Source organism: Ornithinibacillus bavariensis, assembly GCF_050433565.1.
Taxonomy (GTDB): domain Bacteria; phylum Bacillota; class Bacilli; order Bacillales; family Amphibacillaceae; genus Ornithinibacillus; species Ornithinibacillus bavariensis.
In genome coordinates this window covers 300,635-323,909 of record NZ_JBNPWZ010000002.1, presented here as the reverse complement: position 1 = coordinate 323,909, position 23,275 = coordinate 300,635, and the positions used below count along the sequence as shown (strand labels likewise).

General features: G+C 34.9%; 28 protein-coding genes. 9 read left to right on the top strand and 19 right to left on the bottom strand.

The annotated features are described in order from the left end of the window. The first annotated feature begins 30 nt into the window (after positions 1-30). Positions 31-546: a tryptophan transporter gene (locus HNR27_RS05490; protein WP_212919219.1), complete on the top strand. Its 516-nt coding sequence runs from the start codon at positions 31-33 to the stop codon at positions 544-546. 158 nt (positions 547-704) lie between these two features. Further along, complete coding sequence (locus tag HNR27_RS05485; protein WP_429339046.1) at positions 705-1,064, top strand: YtxH domain-containing protein; 360 nt, start codon at positions 705-707, stop codon at positions 1,062-1,064. 120 nt (positions 1,065-1,184) lie between these two features. Here the strand turns inward: HNR27_RS05485 and HNR27_RS05480 are convergent, their stop codons facing one another. From HNR27_RS05480 to HNR27_RS05465, 4 genes are all read right to left on the bottom strand, one after another. After that, positions 1,185-2,090: a glycine betaine ABC transporter substrate-binding protein gene (locus HNR27_RS05480; protein WP_429339045.1), complete on the bottom strand. Its 906-nt coding sequence runs from the start codon at positions 2,088-2,090 to the stop codon at positions 1,185-1,187. Between the two features lie 137 nt (positions 2,091-2,227). Further along, the gene (locus HNR27_RS05475) at positions 2,228-3,151 is read right to left on the bottom strand and encodes a glycine betaine ABC transporter substrate-binding protein (RefSeq protein ID WP_429339044.1); all 924 of its coding nucleotides are present in this window, start codon (positions 3,149-3,151) and stop codon (positions 2,228-2,230) included. 79 nt (positions 3,152-3,230) lie between these two features. Further along, positions 3,231-4,088, bottom strand: a complete 858-nt coding sequence (locus HNR27_RS05470) for an ABC transporter permease (RefSeq protein ID WP_429339043.1) — start codon at positions 4,086-4,088, stop codon at positions 3,231-3,233. Beyond that, a complete protein-coding gene (locus HNR27_RS05465) occupies positions 4,081-5,280 on the bottom strand; it encodes a quaternary amine ABC transporter ATP-binding protein (RefSeq protein WP_429339042.1) in 1,200 nt (399 codons plus the stop codon). Before HNR27_RS05465 ends, HNR27_RS05470 begins: the two co-directional genes overlap by 8 nt. A gap of 303 nt (positions 5,281-5,583) precedes the next feature. On the opposite strand from HNR27_RS05465, the gene HNR27_RS05460 reads away from it, so the two are divergent. Then, positions 5,584-6,066 (top strand): GbsR/MarR family transcriptional regulator, encoded by a 483-nt coding sequence (locus HNR27_RS05460; RefSeq protein WP_429339041.1) that lies wholly within the window; start codon positions 5,584-5,586, stop codon positions 6,064-6,066. Between the two features lie 64 nt (positions 6,067-6,130). Here the strand turns inward: HNR27_RS05460 and HNR27_RS05455 are convergent, their stop codons facing one another. Beyond that, on the bottom strand, positions 6,131-6,466 hold the full coding sequence (locus HNR27_RS05455; RefSeq protein ID WP_429339040.1) for a DUF1878 family protein: 336 nt from the start codon (positions 6,464-6,466) through the stop codon (positions 6,131-6,133). Between the two features lie 198 nt (positions 6,467-6,664). On the opposite strand from HNR27_RS05455, the gene HNR27_RS05450 reads away from it, so the two are divergent. The 3 genes from HNR27_RS05450 to HNR27_RS05440 all read left to right on the top strand — a co-directional run bounded on the left by HNR27_RS05450 (position 6,665) and on the right by HNR27_RS05440 (position 8,617). Further along, the gene (locus HNR27_RS05450) at positions 6,665-7,207 is read left to right on the top strand and encodes a DUF3267 domain-containing protein (protein ID WP_429339039.1); all 543 of its coding nucleotides are present in this window, start codon (positions 6,665-6,667) and stop codon (positions 7,205-7,207) included. Positions 7,208-7,358: 151 nt separating this feature from the next. Further along, the gene (locus tag HNR27_RS05445) at positions 7,359-7,544 is read left to right on the top strand and encodes a hypothetical protein (protein ID WP_429339038.1); all 186 of its coding nucleotides are present in this window, start codon (positions 7,359-7,361) and stop codon (positions 7,542-7,544) included. 125 nt (positions 7,545-7,669) lie between these two features. After that, positions 7,670-8,617, top strand: a complete 948-nt coding sequence (locus tag HNR27_RS05440; RefSeq protein WP_429339037.1) for a peptidylprolyl isomerase — start codon at positions 7,670-7,672, stop codon at positions 8,615-8,617. Positions 8,618-8,690: 73 nt separating this feature from the next. Here the strand turns inward: HNR27_RS05440 and HNR27_RS05435 are convergent, their stop codons facing one another. The 11 genes from HNR27_RS05435 to HNR27_RS05385 form a co-directional block, all read right to left on the bottom strand. Continuing rightward, positions 8,691-8,885, bottom strand: a complete 195-nt coding sequence (locus tag HNR27_RS05435) for a sporulation YhaL family protein (protein ID WP_212919208.1) — start codon at positions 8,883-8,885, stop codon at positions 8,691-8,693. Between the two features lie 72 nt (positions 8,886-8,957). After that, the gene (gene yhaM / locus HNR27_RS05430; protein ID WP_429339036.1) at positions 8,958-9,902 is read right to left on the bottom strand and encodes a 3'-5' exoribonuclease YhaM; all 945 of its coding nucleotides are present in this window, start codon (positions 9,900-9,902) and stop codon (positions 8,958-8,960) included. A 78-nt stretch (positions 9,903-9,980) separates the two neighbouring features. Next, positions 9,981-10,544: a GbsR/MarR family transcriptional regulator gene (locus HNR27_RS05425; protein ID WP_429339200.1), complete on the bottom strand. Its 564-nt coding sequence runs from the start codon at positions 10,542-10,544 to the stop codon at positions 9,981-9,983. 100 nt (positions 10,545-10,644) lie between these two features. After that, a complete protein-coding gene (locus tag HNR27_RS05420; RefSeq protein ID WP_429339035.1) occupies positions 10,645-13,617 on the bottom strand; it encodes an ATP-binding protein in 2,973 nt (990 codons plus the stop codon). Between the two features lie 9 nt (positions 13,618-13,626). Continuing rightward, entirely contained in the window at positions 13,627-14,847 is a 1,221-nt protein-coding gene (locus tag HNR27_RS05415) for a metallophosphoesterase family protein (protein ID WP_429339034.1), read from the bottom strand. Positions 14,848-15,117: 270 nt separating this feature from the next. Then, positions 15,118-15,492, bottom strand: a complete 375-nt coding sequence (locus HNR27_RS05410) for a hypothetical protein (protein ID WP_212919203.1) — start codon at positions 15,490-15,492, stop codon at positions 15,118-15,120. 35 nt (positions 15,493-15,527) lie between these two features. Beyond that, the gene (locus HNR27_RS05405) at positions 15,528-16,775 is read right to left on the bottom strand and encodes an ABC transporter permease (RefSeq protein ID WP_212919202.1); all 1,248 of its coding nucleotides are present in this window, start codon (positions 16,773-16,775) and stop codon (positions 15,528-15,530) included. After that, a complete protein-coding gene (locus tag HNR27_RS05400) occupies positions 16,768-17,667 on the bottom strand; it encodes an ABC transporter ATP-binding protein (RefSeq protein ID WP_429339033.1) in 900 nt (299 codons plus the stop codon). Before HNR27_RS05400 ends, HNR27_RS05405 begins: the two co-directional genes overlap by 8 nt. Positions 17,668-17,677: 10 nt before the next feature. Beyond that, positions 17,678-17,995, bottom strand: a complete 318-nt coding sequence (locus HNR27_RS05395) for a DUF2178 domain-containing protein (RefSeq protein ID WP_429339032.1) — start codon at positions 17,993-17,995, stop codon at positions 17,678-17,680. 22 nt (positions 17,996-18,017) lie between these two features. Then, entirely contained in the window at positions 18,018-18,338 is a 321-nt protein-coding gene (locus HNR27_RS05390; protein ID WP_429339031.1) for a DUF2178 domain-containing protein, read from the bottom strand. Next, a complete protein-coding gene (locus tag HNR27_RS05385; RefSeq protein WP_429339030.1) occupies positions 18,331-18,537 on the bottom strand; it encodes a helix-turn-helix transcriptional regulator in 207 nt (68 codons plus the stop codon). The genes HNR27_RS05390 and HNR27_RS05385 overlap by 8 nt, the downstream gene beginning before the upstream one ends. A gap of 164 nt (positions 18,538-18,701) precedes the next feature. On the opposite strand from HNR27_RS05385, the gene HNR27_RS05380 reads away from it, so the two are divergent. Continuing rightward, on the top strand, positions 18,702-18,887 hold the full coding sequence (locus HNR27_RS05380) for a YhzD family protein (protein ID WP_212919197.1): 186 nt from the start codon (positions 18,702-18,704) through the stop codon (positions 18,885-18,887). A gap of 155 nt (positions 18,888-19,042) precedes the next feature. Here HNR27_RS05380 and HNR27_RS05375 read toward each other — a convergent pair whose 3' ends face one another. Together HNR27_RS05375 and HNR27_RS05370 are read right to left on the bottom strand one after the other, a co-directional pair. After that, complete coding sequence (locus HNR27_RS05375) at positions 19,043-19,816, bottom strand: enoyl-CoA hydratase-related protein (protein ID WP_429339029.1); 774 nt, start codon at positions 19,814-19,816, stop codon at positions 19,043-19,045. A gap of 201 nt (positions 19,817-20,017) precedes the next feature. Beyond that, entirely contained in the window at positions 20,018-20,362 is a 345-nt protein-coding gene (locus HNR27_RS05370; protein ID WP_429339028.1) for a YlbF/YmcA family competence regulator, read from the bottom strand. Between the two features lie 154 nt (positions 20,363-20,516). On the opposite strand from HNR27_RS05370, the gene HNR27_RS05365 reads away from it, so the two are divergent. Next, positions 20,517-21,401, top strand: coding sequence for a PucR family transcriptional regulator (locus HNR27_RS05365; RefSeq protein ID WP_429339027.1), 885 nt, complete (start codon positions 20,517-20,519; stop codon positions 21,399-21,401). Positions 21,402-21,536: 135 nt separating this feature from the next. Continuing rightward, on the top strand, positions 21,537-22,634 hold the full coding sequence (locus HNR27_RS05360) for an ABC transporter ATP-binding protein (protein ID WP_429339026.1): 1,098 nt from the start codon (positions 21,537-21,539) through the stop codon (positions 22,632-22,634). 227 nt (positions 22,635-22,861) lie between these two features. Here HNR27_RS05360 and HNR27_RS05355 read toward each other — a convergent pair whose 3' ends face one another. Continuing rightward, positions 22,862-23,065: an alpha/beta-type small acid-soluble spore protein gene (locus tag HNR27_RS05355; RefSeq protein WP_212919192.1), complete on the bottom strand. Its 204-nt coding sequence runs from the start codon at positions 23,063-23,065 to the stop codon at positions 22,862-22,864. Between the last annotated feature and the right edge of the window lie 210 nt (positions 23,066-23,275).

Here is a 23,275-nt window from a genome sequence, read left to right as displayed (position 1 = left end):
TTAGCAAAGCTTAGTTGAGGAGAGATACAAATGAATACTAGGATTTTAGTAATTCTATCACTTTTAGTGGGGATTGGTGCAGTGCTGCACTTTATCATGCCTCCAATTTATGGTGTTACACCAGACATGATGTTGGCCATGATGTTTATAGGAATTATGCTGTTTCCTAAGCTAAAATATGTGAGTGTACTGGCCATTGCAACAGGTATTTTATCTGGATTAACTTCGAATGCACCAGGTGGACAAATTGCTAACATCATTGAAAAACCGGTAACGGCATTGATTTTCTTTGCTTTATTTCTATTAGTGAAAGATCGGTTAAATAGTAATATCGCTGCACCTGTGCTAACTGCGGTTGGAACCTTGATAAGTGGGTCAATTTTTCTAAGTCTCGTATTTTTTGTTATTGGCCTAATGGATGGAGCATTTTTATTTGCTTTTACAACTGCTGTTTTACCAGCAGCCGGACTAAATACTGTCTTAATGGTAATTATCTATCCGGTCGTCCAACAAATATTGAAACGTTCAAAGCCAATTACAGTTTAATGATTTGTACGTTAATCCTCTGGCGTTCACTTGTCAGAGGATTTTTTAAACCGATAGTAATTTATCCATGCGGCAAATTTCCGTACAGACTAGAATACTAAACATAAAATAGAGAAAACCAGGAAAAAATATAGTAAGTGGGAAAGGAGCGGTAAAGTATGGCAAGTGGTAAATCATTGTTTTTAGGAATTTTAGTAGGAGGTGTTGTAGGTGCCACCGCAACATTATTAAGTGCGCCTACATCTGGAAAAGAACTACGAGCCAAGGTAATGAATCAAGGTATTGAGTGGAAGGAATTATTAGAGAAGCTAAAGCTAGACAGTTTACGTTTGAAAAATCAGCTTGCAGCAACATCTAAGGAAGGCGTTTCCCTAATTAAAGAATTAACACAGGAAATGAAAAGCTCCGTTGTCGAATGGAAGGAATCAGTTGAACCACATCAACATAATATCCATCAATACTTAGAACAAATAGAATCCAGTTTGAAGGATTTGGAAGAAAAAGTACAAAAGGGTTAAGTTTACACAGCATAACTTAACTTTAATGAGGTTCCACACTACTGTTACAATAACATTATAAGTTTGATTCAAGATAAAAGCTTTCCCGAAATTAGTTTCGAGAAAGCTTTTTTTATCTTATTATTCATTCGGTTCTAAGTCTTCAATGGAATCAATGTCCATATAAGCAGGAACCACTAAACCAATTTTAGCTCCTTCTAGGTTTGCACCTAAATCATCAAAGTCGTCCTTATAGCTATCATAGAAATCCTTATGTGTGATTGGTAGCCAAGCAGCTAAAGTAGCGTCACCATCACCACCTGCAATAGATTCAAACATTACAGCAACGTCAACAGGAGTAATTGATACCTGAAAGCCCTTTTGTTCCATCACTTCTTTTAGAACACTTGCAGAAGCTCGTTCAGAATCCCATGGTGTCGATACTAATTCAATTTTAACACCATCAACATCATTTATCCCTTCTGTCCATTCCTTAACCTTATCTGAATTATTTGCTACCCATTTCTTTGCTACTTCTGCAATATCCTCACCTGTTTCATTTGACTCATACATGATTTCTTCCATATCCTCTACTTCCCAATGGAATTGGTCTAAGATTTTGTACGCTTCAGGCTTATCTTCCTGTAAGCCTTTACGAGCCAAAGTTCTTATTTCTTCAACGCCACCATATATCCCTTTTGGATCTTCTAAATATTTCATATCCGGATACTTGGCAAATGTCCAATGCGGGTTCCAGCCAGTGATAATAATTGGCTTTCTAGCTTTCATCGCTTTATCCAGCTCTATTGCCATCGCTGCAGTTGAGGATTGTTCAAGTGTCCATCCATGTAAGCTATCATATGCTTCAATTGCCTTTTCTGTTGTAACTGTAATACCTGCCCCTGGCTCAATACCTGTTATTGTATAATTGACTGCCTTGCTATAGCCTGTTTCATTACTGTCATTCTTTTGTTCAAAAGAGCTATCACCACAGCCCGCTAGTACGAGTGCAGCAATTAATCCAATTACTAAAGAGAACCTTTTCATTGACTTAAAAACCCCTTTACATCTTTTTTCAAGCTAGTCTCTCATTACGACTATTAATCAAGTTTTTTGTATTTTCTAATTAGCTATTCTAAAAACAAAAGCAGACAAAATGAATTGCCTGCTCTATTATAATGACATTATTTCGCTTCCAGATCTTCGATAGAATCAATGTCCATATAAGCTGGAACTACTAGGCCGATTTTTGCACCTTCAAGATTTGCACCAAGGTCAACTAATTGATCTTTATACTCTTCATATAAGTCCCCATGTGTACCAGGTAACCATGCGGCTACCATACCATCAGCCTCACCATTAGCAACTGCTTGCCACATTACAGCATTATCAAGTGGTGTAAGCTTGACCTTAAAACCTAGATCCTCTAAAACTTTTCCAACAACATGAGTAGAAGCAACCTCTGTATCCCATTCTACATACACTAATTCAATTTCTTGATCATCAACTTTTTCTGCTCCTTTAGTCCACTCTGCAACTTTATCGGCATTTTTTTCAACCCAATTAGCAGCAACTTCTGAAGGGTTTCCGCCATTCGAAATTTCTAGCATAACAGCATTCATATCCTCTTCTGTCCAGAAAAATTGATCAAGTACTTTATATGCGTTTGGCTTATCTTCTACCAGCCCTTTACGAACCATCGTAGAAATAGTCTCCTCATCACCAAATGTGCCCTTCGGATCCTCTAGATATTTAAGGTCATATTTAGCAAATTTCCAGTGTGGTGACCACCCAGTAACAATGATAGGCTCTTTATTTTTTATGGCTTCTCCTAATACGGTTGCCATTGCTCCACTTGATGATGCTTGTACTTCCCAGCCATCAAGTCCATAATCCTCTACTGCTTGTTCTGCTGCCTTAAATACACCAGCACCTGCTTCAATACCTGTAATCGTGTAATCAACTGCTTTACTATAATTAGTTTCTCCATTACCATCAGTTGCAGTTCCATCAGATGAATCCTTATCACCTGATCCGCATCCTGCTAAAACTAAGGTAAGAGATAGACCTAAAGTTAAACAAAGACTCTTCCATTTCCGTTTCAACATATGTGTAAACCTCTCCTCTTTAATGATTTATATGGAACTTCTCATCTTTGAAAAGATACCAGCTCTATAAATAAGGGTATTAATGTTTTTTAGAATTTGCACTTTGAGTAAAGCGATCAATAATGATTGCTAAAATTACAATTCCAATACCAGCTACAAAACCTGTCCCTACCTGGGCACGTTGGAGAGCAGATAATACTTCTCGTCCAAGGCCGGGTGCCCCAATCATCGATGCAATAACTACCATCGAAAGTGCTAGCATAACCGTTTGGTTAATTCCTGCCATAATGGTGGCTTTAGCCATTGGTAGTTCAACCTTTAAAAGCTTCTGCATTCCCGTACTACCGAAAGCTTCTGAAGCTTCAATGAGCTCTTTAGAAACCTGACGAATTCCTAGGTTAGTAAAGCGTACGGTTGGTGGTGTTGCAAAAATTAGTGATGCAAATATACCTGGTACCATCCCAATACTGAAAAAAGCTACTGCCGGAATAAGATAAACAAATGCCGGCATAGTCTGCATAAAGTCCAAAATAGGCTTTATGATTGATTCAGCCGTTTTACTTTTAGACATAAGAATCCCTACAGGAACCCCAACAATAACGGATAATAAACTTGCAATCAGAACTAATGCAAATGTGTTTATTAGGTGCTCCCAAAATCCTTGATTATAAATTAACCATAGACCTAAAATTGAAAAAACTGCTAAACCAAGTTTTTTTCCACTCAAGAAAAATGCTACTAAAGCAACAATGATAATAATAATCACTGGTGGTACTAACAATAGATTATCTGTTGTAAAGTCCATGAAATTGCCTAAATGCTCTTTTATAGGATCAAATAAGAATGAAAATTTTTCTGTAATTTGGTCTGTCAACCACTCCGTACCCTCTGCAATGGGTATACCATCGATAAACCAATCTTTTAACGTATTAAACATTTTCGTAATTCACCTCGCTATCCCCTGCAAGTGCGGCAATCACAGCACCCCGAACAATAATTCCTACTAATCTTCCATCTTCAACGACTGCAGTAGGGATTGGTGAACCATTAATGATAGTAAAAATTTCATGCATGGAAGTTCCCTTTTCAACCCGCTTAATATCGGTCCTTAATATTTCAGAAATATCACGAATATCTTTCTTCTTCGCCTCTGATGCATCATCAGCCGTAACATACCCCTTCAGGTTTCGTTTACTATCTACTGCTAATATACTAGATATACCAGCTTCCTTCATTCGCTCTAACGCTACTCGCGGGCCATGTTTATCCGTATTAATTGTTTCAGGTCGCTTCATAATATGTTCTGCCGTTAACACCTTCGTACGATCAACATCCTCTACAAAACGCTCTACATAATCATTTGCAGGGTTCATTAGAATTTCTTCTGGTGTCCCAATTTGTACAATCGTACCATCCTTCATTAGTGCAATCCTGTCACCAATACGAAGTGCCTCATCTAAATCATGGGTAATAAAAATGATTGTCTTTTTCATTGTGGATTGTAAATCAATTAATTCATCCTGCATATCCTTACGAATGAGTGGGTCAAGCGCGGAAAAAGCCTCGTCCATAAGTAGAATTTGGGGATCATTAGCAAGTGCTCTTGCTAAACCAACACGTTGTTGCATGCCACCTGATAACTGATTAGGCTGCTGATCGAGATAACCACCAAGTCCAACCATTTCTAAAGCTTCGGTAGCCTTCTTCGTTCTTTCCTCTTTAGATACTTTTTGAATTTCTAACCCAAATTCTGTATTTTGCAATACTGTCCGATTTGGAAATAATGCAAAGCGCTGGAACACCATTCCAAGCTTTTCTCTTCTAACCTGACGTAACGCCTTTTTATCCATTTTTGCTAGGTCCTGGCCATTAATCAATATACTTCCTTCTGTAGGTTCAATAAGTCTATTAATCAACCGAACTAATGTTGATTTACCACTACCGGATAAGCCCATGATGACAAATATTTCACCAGGTTCAACGGAGAATGATGCACGATTAACACCAACAGTACTCCCAGTCTTTTTTAGAATTTCTTCTTTAGAAAAACCCTGTTCCAGTAATTCTAATGCTTGTTTTGGATTTTTCCCAAAAACCTTGGTGAGGTTTTTAGCTTCTATAACAGGCATTCCCTTCACCTCTTTCGATATTTTCAAGTAGTATCCATAATCCACTAGAGTTATAGATTTACAAAAACAAGTCCTACTCAATTGCAATACACTTTATTACTATACACCTGTTTATATGAACTGGACAAACTGTGTATTCCTTAATTTTTGTTTATATTTTTCATACAGTTTAAACTGTACATGTTTATGAAGTGATTTACTTAAAAATGCTCTTGAATACTCGAAAATACGTATTACTTTACCATTTTTATATTGAATGGAAGTATTGTAACCTTATGATAGGTTAGGCTTTGGGAGGTTTGTATGTTGACAAACAACAGCGAAACAATTAGGAACGGAATACTTATGGAATTTGCAAAAACGGTAGAGTTATTTGATTTATCACCAATTGAGGCAAGAGTATTTACCTATTTATATATAGAAGGAAAAGCCCTAACATTAGATGATCTTAGTGAAGCACTTGGAAAAAGTAAAACATCGATGAGCACAAGCGTACGTAGCTTAGTAAATTTAAATTTAGTAAAGCGGGTCTGGAGAAAAGGTGTTAGGAAAGATTTATTTCAGGCAAATATTCAATTATTTAAGCACTTGATGAATTTATATTTAAAAAAATGGAATGATGCCACTTCTGATCGTACAGATGCATTACTAGATTTTAAAAAACAATTCGAGCTGCTTTCCAATGAGGAAAAAGATGAAAATATTAGTAAAAAGCTTGATGAATTATTGGAATTCCACCAAATGCTAGAAGATTTCTTTCAAGAAGCACTTCATATGAAAAGATAGCTTTCAATAAACACAAAAACTCTCAGAATAAGCGATTGATTCTGAGAGTTTTTCCACATTTTTATTATAGAATGTCTTTTTCCATGAGCTGGGTAAATTCTTCCATTAGTTTTGGAAAATACCCTTCTTTTTTTAGTCCATAAATTGTTTCAGCTGGCGCTAATTTTTCAGTTAATAAACCAGCAAATTTTACTAAAAGAGAAGAATAATCCAAGAGCCCTTCCTCTTTTTGCTCCATGAATTCCTGATTCAATACTTCGAGTAAATGAAATAGCCCATCATATTCCTCAGGAGAAACATTTTTTTCGATGACAAGCTTAGTAAAAGGGAATTTCTCTATGTCTATTATTTTTGTTAACAATTGTATTTGAAATGTTGCTAAATTGTCATTTTGAAACAACCTAAACCCCCCTCTATTCCCCCACTCGACAGATTAATATCAGAATATAATCGTTATTATCAGTATTAAAATATATATTTTTTTAGTAAAAGCTATTGCTTTTTTCGTTGTAAGGTACTATCATCAAAAAAGTCTTTGCTGAAACAGTAAAGGCATATAATAATGTGAACAATATGTCTAGAATGGAGCGAACTTTTAATGAATTGCTGGAAATCCATTAATTTGGATAAACAATATGGTTTCAGATGGATTAATCTAATCTCTATCCTTATTGGAATAATGACTTTTATCGTATTATATATCCCGTATTCTATGTATCATCAAGGTGCCAAGATAAATGATTCTGTATTTATCATATTTTTCGTAGCAATTATTTGTTTGCCTACCATTCATTCATTTATGCATATTTTACCATTAATCATTTTAAATAGAAAAATAAAAGTGAAGAGTCAGCGAAAGATTGGATTACCACCAATATTTACTTTTTATACGAATTCGCATTTAAGAAAGAAAACCTATATTCTAACTGCTATTTCACCTACTATATTCATTACGATACCAGGGATAGTAGCATCCTTTCTATTTCCAAGCATCTATGTATATTTTCTCTTGGCTACATCTTTAAACATCGGCATTTCATTTATTGATTTCTTATCTATACGTCACATTTTAAGCGCACCAAAGAATGCTTATGTTGAAAATGGTGATGAAGGATTTGATATATTACTAAAAGCAGAGTAATAGTAGAGGGAATTCCTCCCTCTGCTTTTTTAATTTTCACTATCCATATTGTGAATTTTTTGTTACAGTAAACTATAGTAATCTTACTTTAAATAGTTGGATAAGCTGACGGCATATAAGATAATATTGCATATGTGGGGAGGTTCAAGATATGATTATTATCTTCTTGTTCTATGCGTTAATTATTTTGTTCATTTTCAATACCATGACTGAAAAATTTTGTTCAAAATTAGAGATGAATGCTAAGAAACAAGCAAATGTATTTCGGGTAACAAATATTATGATTCTTATCTTACTCGTTTCCTCTTATGTTAGCGTGCTAAATGTTATGATGTAAACTAGAATTTTTTCGTGAAATGTGTAAAATGTTAGTAATTCCACTTTTAGCTATTATTTTTAGTACAAACTATGGTATATTAATCAATGCAAGAGAAGTAACCATAAGATTAGGAGTGTAATTTGATGAAAAAATTAACAATCGCAGCTACAATTACAGCTGGCGTACTACTATTATCCGGATGCTCAAATGACAAAGCAGAGGTTGTTGTAAAAACTGATGCTGGTAACATTACCAAAGAAGACTTCTTTAACGAAATGAATGAATATATTGGTCAAGATGTTCTATACAACTTGGTTCTTATAAAATTACTAGAAGAAAAATATGATGTGTCTGATAAAGAAGTAGATCAAGCTGTTCAAGAAGTAAAAGAACAGCAAGGTGACATGTTCCAATATTCCCTAATGCAACAAGGCTTAACGGAGGATACTTTCCGCGAACAAACCTATCGTCGATTATTACAAGAGAAATTTGCATTTGAAGGTATTAAAATAAGTGATGAAGAATTACAAAAGAAATTTGATGAAATGAAGGAAAACAAAGAAATTGCTATTCGTGCAAGCCATATTCTTGTAGAAGATGAAGCAAAGGCAAAAGAACTTAAAAAACAGTTGGATGAAGGAGCTGACTTTGCGAAATTAGCTAAGGAAAATTCAACTGATGAGGGTTCTGCAGCAAATGGTGGAGATTTAGGTTATTTTACAGCTGGAAAAATGGTAAAAGAATTTGAGGATGCTGCATTTAGCCTAAAAGAAGGCGAAATTAGCGAACCGGTAAAATCTAAATTTGGCTACCACATTATTAAAGTAACAGATGTTCCAACCTTTGATGAGAAAAAAGAAGAAATTCGCAAACAGCTTGCATCTGAAAAAATCGATAATGAAAAGGTTCAAGAAAGACTTAATAAACTAATTAAAGATGCTGATATTGACGTGAAAATGGACGAGTATAAGGATTTATTTACTATTCCTGAAGCTAACACAAATACAAATTCAGACAAGTCCACTGACACCAAAACAGATAAAGAAAAGGCTTCTGACAAAGACACTACTAAGTCAGAAGATAATAAATAAGAAGTTATTCACTTAGAACAATAAAAAGGCCAATCTCCCTATAATGATTCTTCATTTGGAGATTGGCCTTTTTTTAATTCACTTCCTCAGCCTGCTTATGTCGACGTTCACGTTCTTCTTCCATTCGCTGTAGAAAAACTTGACCATCTTGCTCAATATAGTGATTTTCCAGCCTTCTTTCGGCTCGCATTGCTCGGAAAGACATATAACCACTAAAGAAAATAAACAGAATGATCATAAAAACCCACCAAGGCATTCCAAAGATCATGTCATTACCCCCTTGTCCAGCATGTCTAACACATATATATGTACAAGTGGTTAAAATAATGACGAGTTTCTCTTATTCCTCGAAGGTAGGCTTATAAAAAGCACGATTATCCATAGCAAAAAGTTTCTCTGTAAATTCACCTGGTTTTACCTTATCAAGTGCCCGATTTAACATATTCATCTTCGCATCAATTAAATCAATAAAATGAAGTATTTCTGCCTCCCGCACTAAAGGTGGAGTCGGACTACCCCACTCCGCTTTCCCATGATGGCTTAATACTAAATGCTGTAAGATTAGTACCTCTTCACCATCTATCTTTAATTCTTTCGCAATATGACCAATTTCTTCTACCATCATAGGGATATGACCTAATAATTTTCCCTGAAGGGTGTATGAGGTTGAAACCACACCAGACAATTCCTTTACCTTTCCAATATCATGAAGAATAATCCCGGCATATAATAAATCCTTATTTAGCTGAGGATATAATTCACATAACTCTTTGGCGATTTTTAACATACTAGTGATATGATGTGCAAGTCCTGATGCATATTCATGGTGATTCTTAGTTGCAGCTGGGTATAACAATAAGGGCTCTTGATATTTTTTAACAACTGCACGAACAATGCGCTGAATGGTAGGATTTTTCATTTCAAAAATGGCTTCCGTTAATTTTTCCATTAATTCCTCTCGATCAACGGGAGCCTTTTCAATAAAATCCGAAACCTGAACGCCATCCGTAGTTTGAGCAATTCGTATGGCATTAATTCGCATCTGTGCTTTACCACGAAACTGATTTAATTCACCTGTAATGTGAATAATTTGTTCCTGGATAAAAATACTTTCATCTTCCTGTGTTATATCCCATAGCTTGGCTTCAATTTCGCCGGTTGCATCTCTTAATACTAATGTTAAAAACGGTTTTCCATTGCTAGCTGTTCCCTTGGTTGATTCTTTTATCAAGACAAAGCCTTCAAAGGTATCACCAATTTGATAATGCCCAATTCCCCGCTTCATACAATATCCTCCCCTTTAATAGAAATGAGATTGACAAGGTTTACTATTTCTCACTGTCAATCTCTGTCGTAATGTTTCTTATTCGTTTTTGGGAATATATTCAAATATCTTCCCGGATTCGATAATCTGAATAAATTTCATTAGCCAATCATAATAATTTTTCGCATATTTCAATCGTTCTAAATCATGATTGATTTTTTCTTTTAATTCCTCATCATCAGTACTACTTTGAAGCTCGCTTAAAACTTCTATTGCTTCATCCGCTTCCTCTATATTCGATTCAGTGTACTTTCTCCAACGACTTCCAAACAGGGAAGTAAATGACTTATACCAGTCCTCCTCCGATTGGTATAAGTCCTTTCGTATCCCTTTTTTATATGTAGATTCCACCATCTTCATATCGGATAGTGCTCTCACACCTGTTGACATACTTGTCTTACTCATCTCTAGAGCATCACGCATATCATCCAATGTCATCGGCTCGTCTGAAAAATAAAGTACACCATATAACCTTCCAATAGAAGAAGTTAATCCATATAGATTCATATTCTTCGCGATTGTTTGGATGAATTTTTCTATTGTTTCCTCGTACTTATCCCATTCTTTTCGATGCTTTTCCTCAGGCAATGGATGTCCCTCCATAAAGTGAAACATTCTATTTGTTTGAAACATGGCATTCATCAAAGCTTTAGGCAATGTATCTTTCATGATGCATTCCTATAACCTAAAAATCAGTTTACCACTAATTTTCCATTATTGGAACTGGATTTGTCAACTTGATTCTATTCTTTTCTCCAAATTCTTCTAATACTTCTTGCTTACAAGTAAATAAAAGTATTTGATGATTCTTGGATATGCCTTCTAGAATCCCTATCATGCGATTTAAACGAGCTTTATCGAAATGAACAAAAGCATCATCCATAATAAATGGAACACGTAATTCTTCCCCCATCACTTCGCTAATTGCAAGCCGGAGTGAAATATAGAGCTGGTTAATTGTACCCTGTGATAACTCCTTTACCGAATATCGAATATGATTTCGATCTTCCACAATAAATGGCTTCCCATTTGCTGGTGGATAGATCATTTGATAGGTTCCATCTGTAAGTATTTCAAAGAATGTCAGCGTCTTTTCAATCACTCTTGATAAATATTTCTCCTTATATCGGTCTTTCGTTGCGGATAATAATTCCTTAGCTGCTTTATAAACGGCCCATTCCTTTGCAAGCTTTTTAAGTCTCTCCTGTTCCTGCTGGAATTTATGTAAAGTAAGAGAATAGTTTTCAGAGGATTCTAATCGGTTAAACTCCGCTCTTTCTTCAGCTAATAATTGAAGCGTCCTCTCTTTAATTGCTTCATTTTGTTTCATTGATTCCTTTACTTCATTTATCTTTAACTCGATGGTACTTCTTTTGGGTGGAGAAATAACTAATTCTTCCCATTTATCCTTAGGAAAGTATGAAGCAGTTTGTATTTTAATTCTTTCACAAGCTAAAATAAGCTCCGATCGCTCTATTCCTTCCTTATTCCTTTGGTAAAATTCTTCCTCACTATCTACGTTTGCCATTTTCCATAGCTCTATTATTTCCCGTTCAATCGTTACATATTGCAGCTTATTTGTCTGTAGTTGTTCTTTAATAGTTTCTAGTAAATCCTTTTTCTGCTGTATTTCTCTTTCAATATCTTTAAATTTCTCTAATTCTTGAGCCAACATATCAAGTTTACCAGAGAAGGTCTTTGGAACTGTCTCGTAAGCATTAATTTCAAAATGAGTATTTACTAATGTTTGAAATTGTAGTATATTCCTTTGAAGCTCTTCCTCATCATGCTGAAGCAAAGGTAGTTTTTTCATTTCTTGTATAATTGCCTTTAATGAATGATAGAGATCCGGCCAATAGGTTACATCTATGTGTTGAAGAAATGGATAAAGTTCCTCCTGATGGAATAGCTCCTTAGAAAAACTCGCTTCTTGATTATCAAGTAATATTTTCTGTTCCTGTAAACTATTCTCCTGTAATTCACAGTCTTTTAATTTTTCCTCGAGTAATTGTAGCTCTTGTTTGCATTTAGCATCATTCTCTAATAGCTCTTCGGCATCACGGATTTCTTCTGGAGAAGCAGACGAAACAAGCTGCATTGGAAAAGCTTGCTGTAACATCCATTCCATTTTTTCAGCAGATTTTTTATTCCAAAGCCATTGAACACAACCAAAAACGATACTAATTAGCGTTATATTGAGAAATAATTGATATTTCGTAAAGAACGTCAATACGAGAAAAAAAGCCGCTACCAAAGAGCTCATTCCCAATAGAACGTTGGCGATTTTTGCTGATTTCTTTTTTCTTTTCTCCCATGATTGTTGTTCTTGCTCAGCCTCAAGCTGCAGACCTTCTAACACCTTATTTTCCTTAGCAGTATCTATTAAATCTTCAAGCTCTCTCCGTTGAGAAATGGGTAACAACTTAGAGGAAATACTCTCCTTTTGTTCCTCCAATACCATTTTCCGAGATTTTATAAGCTGTAGACTTTTGGCTAATGCTTCATATTCTCGGGAAAACTTCTCCGCCTCTGTTTTTAATCCACTCCAATGTTTCTCTAAGTGAAAGGGAAGATTTAACTGCTGTACCTCTTTCAAGCTTAGCCCAATATGTAAATCCGTTATTCTACTACTTAATTCATCCTGAAGCCTATTGATAGTTTCTTTTAACTTCTGTACCTCTGTTTCATTGCTATTATGCTTTGAAGCTTGTTGCAAAATTTGTCTTATTTCTTCATAAGGAAAATTAGTTATATGTTGCTCAAGCTCTAATATTTCTTGTTTTAATCGATCATGATTATTTTTTAGGACACTCATTTCACTTTGCAAGGGCAATTGCTTCTCTTTAAGTAATTCATATCGCTTCCTGCCATCCTCAGGAAACGGGATTTCCTCTGGCAATTTTGCGAGCTTTGCTTGATTTTCATTGTATTCTTCTAATTGTGGTAAAACTTGTACAATTTTTTCAAGCTGATATAGCTGTTCTCGTTCTTTTTTTATTGTATCTATCAATACATTGAGCTCGTCCTCTAGAGTCAAGAGAATATTTTTCTTTTCTCGATAGGCTGCCTCCTCATGCTGATGGTGAGATAATTCTTTTTGAATATGCTCAAGCTTAGCTAGTTGCTGATTAACTATCGGATTTCTCCCATTCGGTTTAAAATACTCATTCACTTTTTGTTCAAGACGCTTTTCTATATTCTGAATTTGTGCCGAACCTGTTAAACCTATACCGAGCAGTACTTCACTTAAATCATCCTCAGTCATTCCTTGAATTGTCATTAAATCCAGTGCTGAAAAAGAAAAAATTGCTTGATAGGTAGCTTTATCAATTCCCGATAAGCGTTCTTGTAGCCAGCCTTCATCAAATTCATTGCCATCAGGCGTATAACATTTAGCAGCACCATTTCGGTTCTCATGAAAACGTTCAATTGTAAATTCACCAATCTTAGGATCTCTCACTGTTAATATGCCACCCATTTTACTACTTGTCTTTGGCTGATAAAAATCTCGTTCCTTCGGTGGTAGCCCAAAAAGCATGAACATGAGAAAGCGTTGAACAGTTGTTTTTCCTGATTCATTTTCCCCATAAATGGTAACAAAGGATTCATCTGTAAAGTCCAAATGGAAGTCTACCCATTTTCCAAATCCATATATGGTTGCCTGTAAAAATTTCATTCTCTCACCTCACATTTTCTGAAGTTCATAAGCAAGGAGTTGATAGGCATCTAGCTTAATTTCCTCTTCTTCTTCCTTCGTTAATGAATCTAAATATTTTCGTGCTTCTCGATGTTGAAAAAGCTCCCCCATATAGTCTGATATTGAAACATCATCTACGTTTTTCATTAATTCTCCAATAAAGTGCTCCCCCATGATGATATTATTTTGTCGATTTCTTTGCTTTGTGGTGAGACGAAATACGTATAGCCAATTCCGCTGATAGCTTAATTCCTCATTTACTACACCGATAATTTCTTCTAATAAATGTTCATTTTTCCAAATAAATAAATTATCCTGTCCACTAGTTAAGGATAGATCTATAAGTTGAGGTACGTAGGAATGGTTTTGTATTAAATTATTTTTTAATTCTGCCACAAAATCATGAATCTGTTCACAATCAGATACATCTAGTTCTATATTTGTAAATTGAATAGCCTGAAGAGGAATGAACTCGGTACTTGTTCCTAGACTAGTCATCTCAACGTAATAGCAACCCTTTTCACCTGTTTCCTTTCTGTTTCTTCCTTGTATATTGCCAGGATATAAAATAGTAGGGTTCTCCTTTAAAACTTCCCGTTTATGAATATGACCAAGTGCCCAATAATGGAAGTCCTTTTCAATTAAATCACGAAGCAGAAAAGGTGCATATAAATCATGCTCTGTATTGCTTTCAATACTGCCATGTAACATAGCAATCCGAAAAGGAATGTTGGAATTATTAACTGTAAATTCCTCAGCCTTTCTTTCTATAACTGCTCGGTTCTCATAGCTGAAACCAGTAACGGAAGCAAGCTCTATATTGTCTTTTTCAAAAATAAATGTTCGTACCTGTTCATCTGGGAAAACATAAACATTTTCTGGATAAGTAATCGGAAAAATATTGCCCTTTATGTAATCATGATTCCCATAAGAAAGGTATACCTTTATATCATGTTGAGCTAATAACTCAAACGCATGACGAAGCTTTATCTGTGCTTTTAAACTTGGTTTGTCATTGTCAAATAAATCTCCTACAAGTACAACGAAATCTACCTTTCTTTTAATCGCAGCTTCTACTAAATGATCAAGTGCGTGAAAAGTACTTTGACGCACCTCCTGTAAAATAGTTTCATTAGCAATAGATAATCCTTTAAATGGACTATCTAAATGTAAATCCGCAGCATGGATAAAGGAGATCTTTTGTTCCATATTCCATACCTCCTTCCTTCGTATCTATTTTATCAAAAAGGCAAAACGAATGCACGTTCGTAACAACAGGATAAAAATACTACTTCCTTAGGATAAAGAATGTATAACCAATAAATCGCTATTTGGTTGAAAAAACAAAAAGATAAGTGCATTAACTAAAAACGATTAAAATGAAAAATCCGAACTATTTCTAATTCTTTTTAAAGAATTATGAACTATAGTTCGGATTTTCAATTCACTTTTTCAGATTTTTGGAGATTACAGTCTATTTTACATTCGTTTCGCTAGTATTAACCAAGAAGTCCAAATAGAAATAATAATAAAAGATATCATCATCCGTATTATTGTAATAGCATCCATCTCTATAACCTCAAACCGTATAAGAGCTAACAATGAAACAAGTACAAATAAAACAATAAATACCGAATAATACATTCCTTTTTGCTTTATTTGTTTTGTACGTTCATCCTCCTCTTTAAATTGGGGATATAGATATGCAATTACAAAAGCCATATATGCTATCGATCCCCAATTTAATATTTCCACAAAAGAAATGTCATGGGTGATAACAGATAGAGTCAATCTCGTTAGAAAAATAATTGTTAGTAAAGCACCTACAAAGACAAAATTCTTATTAATAGCCATACCTTTGCCCTCTTTTCTACGTAATTACATATTCCCTATTCACGTTTTGTTAACTGTAATGCCTTCTTAATATCCTTCAATGAACTTGATTTTCCATATAATAGTACCCCGCCTTTATACACCCTAGCACCAATAACAGCGAATATAAGAATAGTAGCAATCAATATACCAATCGATAGTAGAACCTCCCATATAGCTATATCTAGAAGACCTACACGAATAAACATTAGCATTGGTGAGAAAAATGGGATATAGGATGTTATCGTTACGATGGTTGCTTCTGGCGCTCCCATTCCAAACATAGCTAATAAGAACGCGATAACAATTAAGAAGGTCATCGGTATAATCATTTGATTAACCTCTTCCACTCTACTTACTAAAGAGCCAAGCATTGCTGCTAGTGTTGCGTAAAGGAAATAACCTAAAATAAAGAAGAGAACACCGTATAGAAGAATACTTACGGATACATTTTGTAAGCCGAGGGATTCCAGCATCCCACCCATTTCCTCTTGCTTCGCTTGTAGCATGAAGAAACCAACTAAAATAAATATAGCAACCTGTGTCAAACCTAATAAAGCTATCCCCACAATCTTTGCAAACATATGAATAACTGGAGATACACTGGAAACTAATACTTCCATTACCCGTGAAGACTTTTCTGTCGCAACATCTGTAGCTATTAGTGTGCCATACAGTAACACAGCAAAATATAATAGCATTAACATGACATAAACTATCCCGCGAGCATGGTTTAATTCCTCCTCTGATTTACTACTTTCATCTAATGCTACAGCTTTCATTGATACAGGAGAAAAGATCTCCATTACTTGAGCTTGCTCAATTCCTAATTTTTCAGTCGCTAGACGCCCTTTTAGTTGCTGTAAATGTTGCTGTATATCTGATTGCAAATTTGTGTTCGATATGTTCTTCGCATAGTATGTTGCCTCTAGAACTCTGTTTTCATCTAATCCAAGTGTTAGGAGTGCAACATATTTTTCATCCTTAACTGCAGCTTTCCCTTCCGCTACAGAACCAGAGAACGGTTCTAGTTTTAACTCTGTCTCACTAGCTTGCAAACTAGAATTCAATGGAGCTAATAGTTCACCAGTTTCATCAATGACCGCTACCTTCCCTTCATCTTCTCCAGAAAGTACACCTATGATAGAATCAAAATTTGTCATGAGAACAATAAAAACTAGAATTAGAATGGTACTTATATAAAACATTTTTGATTTTATTCTAGATAAATACGTATGTGATGAAATAATCCAAAACTTATTCATAGGTTGCACCAACTTTCTCAATAAAAATATCTTGTAAGGAAGGCTCTTCTAATGCAAACTTGCGAACAAATCCCTTTCCTTGTAGTGCTTGAAAAATTTCTTGTGAAACAGCTTCACTTGTAATCTGTAATAAACATCCCTCTGTAGTTTGTTTATAACGGACTACCCCTTGAAAGTCTTTTAAAAAATCTAATGCTATATCTGCATGTATGGCGAGATTCTTTTTCCCAAAGGATCGTTTAATCTGTCGGAGTGATCCTTGAACAACTGGATTGCCCTTTTGTAAAATACACAAATTCTCACATAACTCTTCCACATGCTCCATTCTGTGTGATGAAAATACGATAGATGTACCTTCATTTTTCAACTCAATAACGGCTTCCTTCAACATTTCTACATTAATTGGATCCAACCCTGAAAAAGGTTCATCCAAAATTAGTAGTTTTGGCTTATGAATAACAGAGGAAATAAACTGGATTTTTTGCTGATTTCCTTTTGATAGCTCCTCTACCTTTTGGTTGAGATAATCTGGAACTTTAAACCGCTCTAACCAGTATTCTAACTCCTTCAATGCTTCATTTTTTCCCATTCCACGTAAGCGAGCTAAATAGACAATTTGTTCCTTTACCCTTAACTTTGGATAAAGTCCTCTTTCTTCTGGCAAATAACCAATAGAACTACTAGTTTCATAATTTATTGGACTTCCATTCCAAGTAATCTCACCAGCTGTACGGTCAAGTAATCCTAATATCATACGAAAGGTTGTTGTCTTTCCTGCACCATTCCCCCCTAGAAATCCAAACATTTCATTAGCCGGTATTTCTAGTGATAGATTGTTAACTGCAACATGTTTTCCAAAGCGTTTTGTAACCTGATTTAATAGTAATGTCATATGTTTACCTCTATTCCTTTGATTGATAAAAAGCAGCCGCAACGCCAAAAATGATACAATGAAGCATATATAATATCGTTAATAGAAAGAAAGCAAATGATATTCCGTCAAAAATAATGACAATGGGCCAAGTAATCAACATGATGACAAGCATAATATCCCATGTTCGACCCTTCGCTCGGTTATTTACTTGATAATATCGTTCATCATAACGATGCTTTTTCTTTCCTACATTTCGTTGCACAAAAAATATAGTAAGCATCAACAAATAATTAGCGATTAAAAGCAAAATGACCCATGGTGACTGTAAAAACTCTTGGCTAAGCATCATATTCCTCCAATGTTATCGTTCAATTTTCTTTAAAATGATAATAAAGTGCCGATACCCCCATAGTAATACCGTGAAGAAACAGTATTGCCATTAAGAAAAAATAGCTAAAGGATACCCCATCAAACATTACAACCACTGGCATAGCTATCAGCATCACTATTAACATGAAATTCCATGATCCACTCTTTGCCCGATTAAATATATACTTAGAGCGTTCATCATCTGCATATGTTTTTTTAATTATCCTTCGTTGGTACATATATCCAATTATTAGGGCAACAAATGTCCAAGCAAAAATTAGCAAAATCCACGGATTTTTCAGAAACTCATCACTAAACATTTTCATCCCCCTCAAAGATAAATAAATCTTCAATCGTACATTCAAAGATCTGTGCTAGTTTATGTGCTAATACAAGAGATGGCTTATATTTTCCCTTTTCCAACGAAATGATTGTCTGTCTAGATACCTTCAATGCCTCCGATAATTCTTCTTGTGTCATATTCCGTTCTGTCCGTTTTTCACGAATTAACGTTTTCATTTTATCTCCTACTTTTTTGTAAAGTAAACTTTACGTAAAGCGTACTATACATCTCCGTTTATGTCAAGGGTACTTTACATATATTTTTATTTTTATTTCTAGCAGGATTTTTCAGAAAAAAGTCGAATATTATGGTACGGAGTATACTTCAGGAGGTTAACGATATGAAGAAATACGTTTTAACAGTATTTGATAAAACAGGGGAAAAATTATTGGATGAGTCCTTTGAGGCAGCAAATGATGAGGAAGCTAAAATCCTTGGTGAAGAGCGATTAGCGAAAGATGGATATTTAGAGTATACACATCGTTGTGTGTCTCCAGAGGCAAAATTAGTTTTATTTCATCGGTAAGTAAGTATCGATTAACTAGTAACAAACTTACTGAAATTTTTGTAGAACTTTAATCCAAATAAAGCTGTCTATTAAGCACAATCAATTGCTATTAGACAGCTTATTTTAATAAGTAGTGGTTCCTATTTTCTTAGAAAGCACTATCCCGCCATTCTCTATTTCCCGATGAACGTAGGCTTTCTTTTTTCCAAAAAAGCCTGAACCCCTTCTTGATGATCTAATGTACTTCTAAGCTCCCATTGATTTTGCTTTTCCTTCTTCAAATAGTCATTTAGAGTTTCCAAATGGCTTTCATGATAAGTCAGCTTAGTTTTTAACATTGCTTCTAATGGTGATGTGAGGAGGGTATGAGCTAACTTTTGTGCCCCAACTAGAATATCTCCTTCTACTAACAAATCAGCTAATCCCAGATTTTTTGCTTCGTCACCAGTAACTTGTTTTGGGTTTCCCCAAATAAATTGCTTTGCTTGTTGAGTACCGAGACGCTGCTCTGCCCAAAAATGGCCACCACCATCTGGAGCAAGGCCAACGCCGGCAAATAACATTCCGAACTTTGCTTCTTTGTTCGTTACAACATAGTCTGCTGTTAATGCTAAGCTTAAGCCTAAACCAGCAGCTGATCCCTGAACAGCCGAAATAACTATCTTCGGCATCATATAAAGCTTCCGTACGATATCAGAAATCGTATCCATCACATCATCAAAAAATTCCTTATTGGAAAAATCCTTCATCATCGCGATGTCACCGCCAGCACAAAAAGCATTACCTTCTCCTCTTAGTATGACGACTTTATCAGCCCTTTTTTCTACTTCCTTTACAACCTGTAATAATTCCTCAAGCATTTCCAAATTCAATGCATTGTAGCGATCCGGCCGATTTAATTGAATATAGGATATATTTAGTTTGCTTTCACAAGAAACATAATTCATTAAGTACTCCCCCTTGTCTATCGTGCATATTCAACATATTCGATATCGATAGCAATAATTCCTGCAAGAACGAGTATAATGAATACTCCTTAAAGTAAAATAATTTCGGCAACTGGAAGCTACTCAGTTTGATAAAACATAAAGAACGCAAGAATATACTCCTTGCGTTCTAAGAATAAATAATTTTAAAGTTATGGATAATTATTGACCACCATAAAGCTCTTCTAATGGCTTCGTAATAATTTGACTAAGTTCATTTATAACCACGTTTAAGCGTTGTTCCTTTTCCATCAAGTTAGCAATTCCTTCATGCTGCTGGACAAGCTCAACTATTTTACGTGCATTTTCTACCTCTTGTTCTGTAATATTTAAACCCTGCATCTGTTTTTGTTGCAATTCCATTTGTGTATTACGAAAATCCTCGAACATTTTACGAGAGGTTGGATCATTCATAACCGCTTGAAACGCAGTTTTTAGCTCATTAAATTCCACACTTTCACGAATTGCTTTTTCTAAATCATAGGCACTATCATACAAATTTGCCAAAACAAATTCCTCCTTGCTGTCGGTTACACCCACTATAACAAACCCATAATCTAATGTATACCAATAACTATCCATTTGTGACACACAAAAAAAGCTTAAAGTTTTCAACTATTGGTATAATGGAGAAAAGACTAAAGTAAATGAGGTTTTACTATTGATTGAGCAATTAAAAAAACTATTTCCATCACTTCAATATTATGAAACTATTCCAAATAAACTTGATAATCGATTCGTATGGTATGTAACAAATAATTCACATGTCATAAGCATTGATCCAAAGGAGTTAGATAGTAAAAACGAACAATTGCTTAACTTATTTCTAATACCGTTTGAACATCTTTTCCCACCAAAATCGAAGGAAGAAATAAAATGGGAAATGTATCTTCAGGAAACAGAAATAAACACGGATATCATTAGCAAGTACCGTTTAGTTTACTTTTCTATTGAATCCAATCATATAAAACCAGTTGATTTTAAAGAAGCAGTAAACCAAATCTTCGAAAAGGAAACAATTATACTTTGGGAAAATGAACGAGAAGGGATTCTAGTTGATATCATGAAGGATCATGAAGAGGAATCCATTTCATATAAAGAAATTATTGATATATTGATTACCGATTTATATGGAAATATCAAATTTTTCATTGGGCCATACCGTGAGAATTTAATAGGAATTAAACAACATTATGAATTCTTGAAAAAAGGTGCAACAATTGCCTTACCAATAGCGGAAGAAAATGTAGTAACATACCTTGACGGAATTCCAATCATTTTAATGAACCATGCAGATTATCAATACAAAAATGAGATACAAAAGATGATACTGCAGGAATTTCTTAACGATAGAGAATTTTTAAATATGATAAAAGTATTATTTGATAGTAATCTCAACATTTCTGTCGCTGCGAAACGACTTTATATGCATCGAAATAGTCTGCAATATCGTATCGAAAAATTTCATGAAAAAACAAAGTTAGATATTCGTGAATTTCATCATGCCTTAATAGTTTACTTGGCTATTTTAGCCAAAAATGAGTAAACAGGATTAGTATTTGTAAACCTGCACAAAGTTGTACATATTCTTTGTGCAGGTTTACCATTTTGCTTAATAAAGTTATCTACTATAATAAAAACAAATAGATTAAACGCTTTCATTATAGAGGGGGACTTTACTATGGCAGAATTGCGATTAGAGCATATTCAAAAGAAATATGATAAGGATGTTGTTGCAGTAAGTGATTTTAATCTTCACATTGAAGATAAGGAGTTCATTGTTTTTGTCGGACCTTCTGGCTGTGGTAAATCAACTACGTTACGTATGATTGCTGGACTGGAAGAAATTACAGAGGGTGAACTATATATTGATGATAAAAAAATGAATGATGTTGCCCCAAAAGATCGCGATATTGCGATGGTTTTCCAAAACTATGCGCTTTATCCACATATGAATGTATATGATAATATGGCTTTTGGACTTAAATTACGTAAATTTAAAAAAGATGAAATCGATAAGCGCGTACAGAACGCTGCCAAAATCTTAGGTTTGGAAGCGTATTTAGATCGTAAACCAAAAGCACTTTCTGGTGGTCAACGTCAGCGTGTTGCGCTTGGACGTGCCATTGTCCGTGATGCAAAAGTATTCTTGATGGACGAACCTTTATCAAACTTAGATGCAAAGCTTCGGGTACAGATGCGTGCAGAAATCCAAAAACTGCACAAACGTCTCCAGACAACAACTATTTATGTGACACACGATCAAACAGAGGCAATGACAATGGCCACTCGTTTAGTTGTTATGAAGGATGGCGTTATTCAACAAGTGGGAGCACCAAAGGAAGTATATGACAATCCAAATAATGTTTTCGTTGGTGGATTTATTGGTTCTCCGGCAATGAACTTCCTAAGAGGAGTCATTAAGGATGACGGAATTGTCATGGATGATGTAAAAATTAAGGTTCCTGAAGGTAAATTAAAACTGTTAAAAGAGAAAGGCTATATTAATCAAGAAGTCATTCTTGGAATTCGCCCTGAAGACATTCATGATGAATTAATATTTATTGAGTCTTCCCCAGAGACAAATATATCTGCTTTCATTGATGTTGCTGAATTAATGGGTGCAGAAACATATTTATATTCCAAAATTAATGACCAAGACTTTATAGCACGTGTCGATTCCCGATCTGATATAAATAGTGGAGAAACCATTAAACTAGCATTAGATATGAATAAAGCTCATTTCTTTGATGCAAATACAGAAGAACGAATTAAGTAAGAGGGCCTAATGCTCTCTTTCTTTTTTTATCTTGATTGATTTAAGCTGTTTCCATTCCGACCTAACACATACATACATATCTTAGCTTAAATCTTATAGAAACTTTTTTGCAAAGAAGGGAATTATTTCTATAAATTAGTAAATAATACAATTAACTTTCGAGGAACAATGTAAAGGGAAAGCCTAGAAGACTTTCCCTTAAAGAGGTTTACACCTCGATGCCATTATTATTGAATTTTACCAGATAATTGTTGTTGAGCAGTTTGTACTAGACGCTTCGTGATTTCTCCACCAACAGAACCGTTAGCACGAGAAGTAGTGTCAGCACCTAGGTTTACACCAAACTCAGAAGCGATTTCATATTTCATTTGATCTAGAGCTTCTTGTACACCGGGAACAAGTAGTTGGTTTGAATTGTTGTTGTTAGCCATGTTTATCACCTCCTGTAACTATATTGTTAGCAGAAGAGAAAATCTTATCACAAAAAAGCGTTGGTAAATTGTGGTTTGCTTATGGTTTTCTTGAAATATTGGTGGCTCTATACGCCATACTTTTTTCCAGAATGAATAGCTTATCTATTCCCTAATTACCGTATTTCATGCTCCTCAAGAATTGATTACTACTTCTCAGCTTAATCGAAA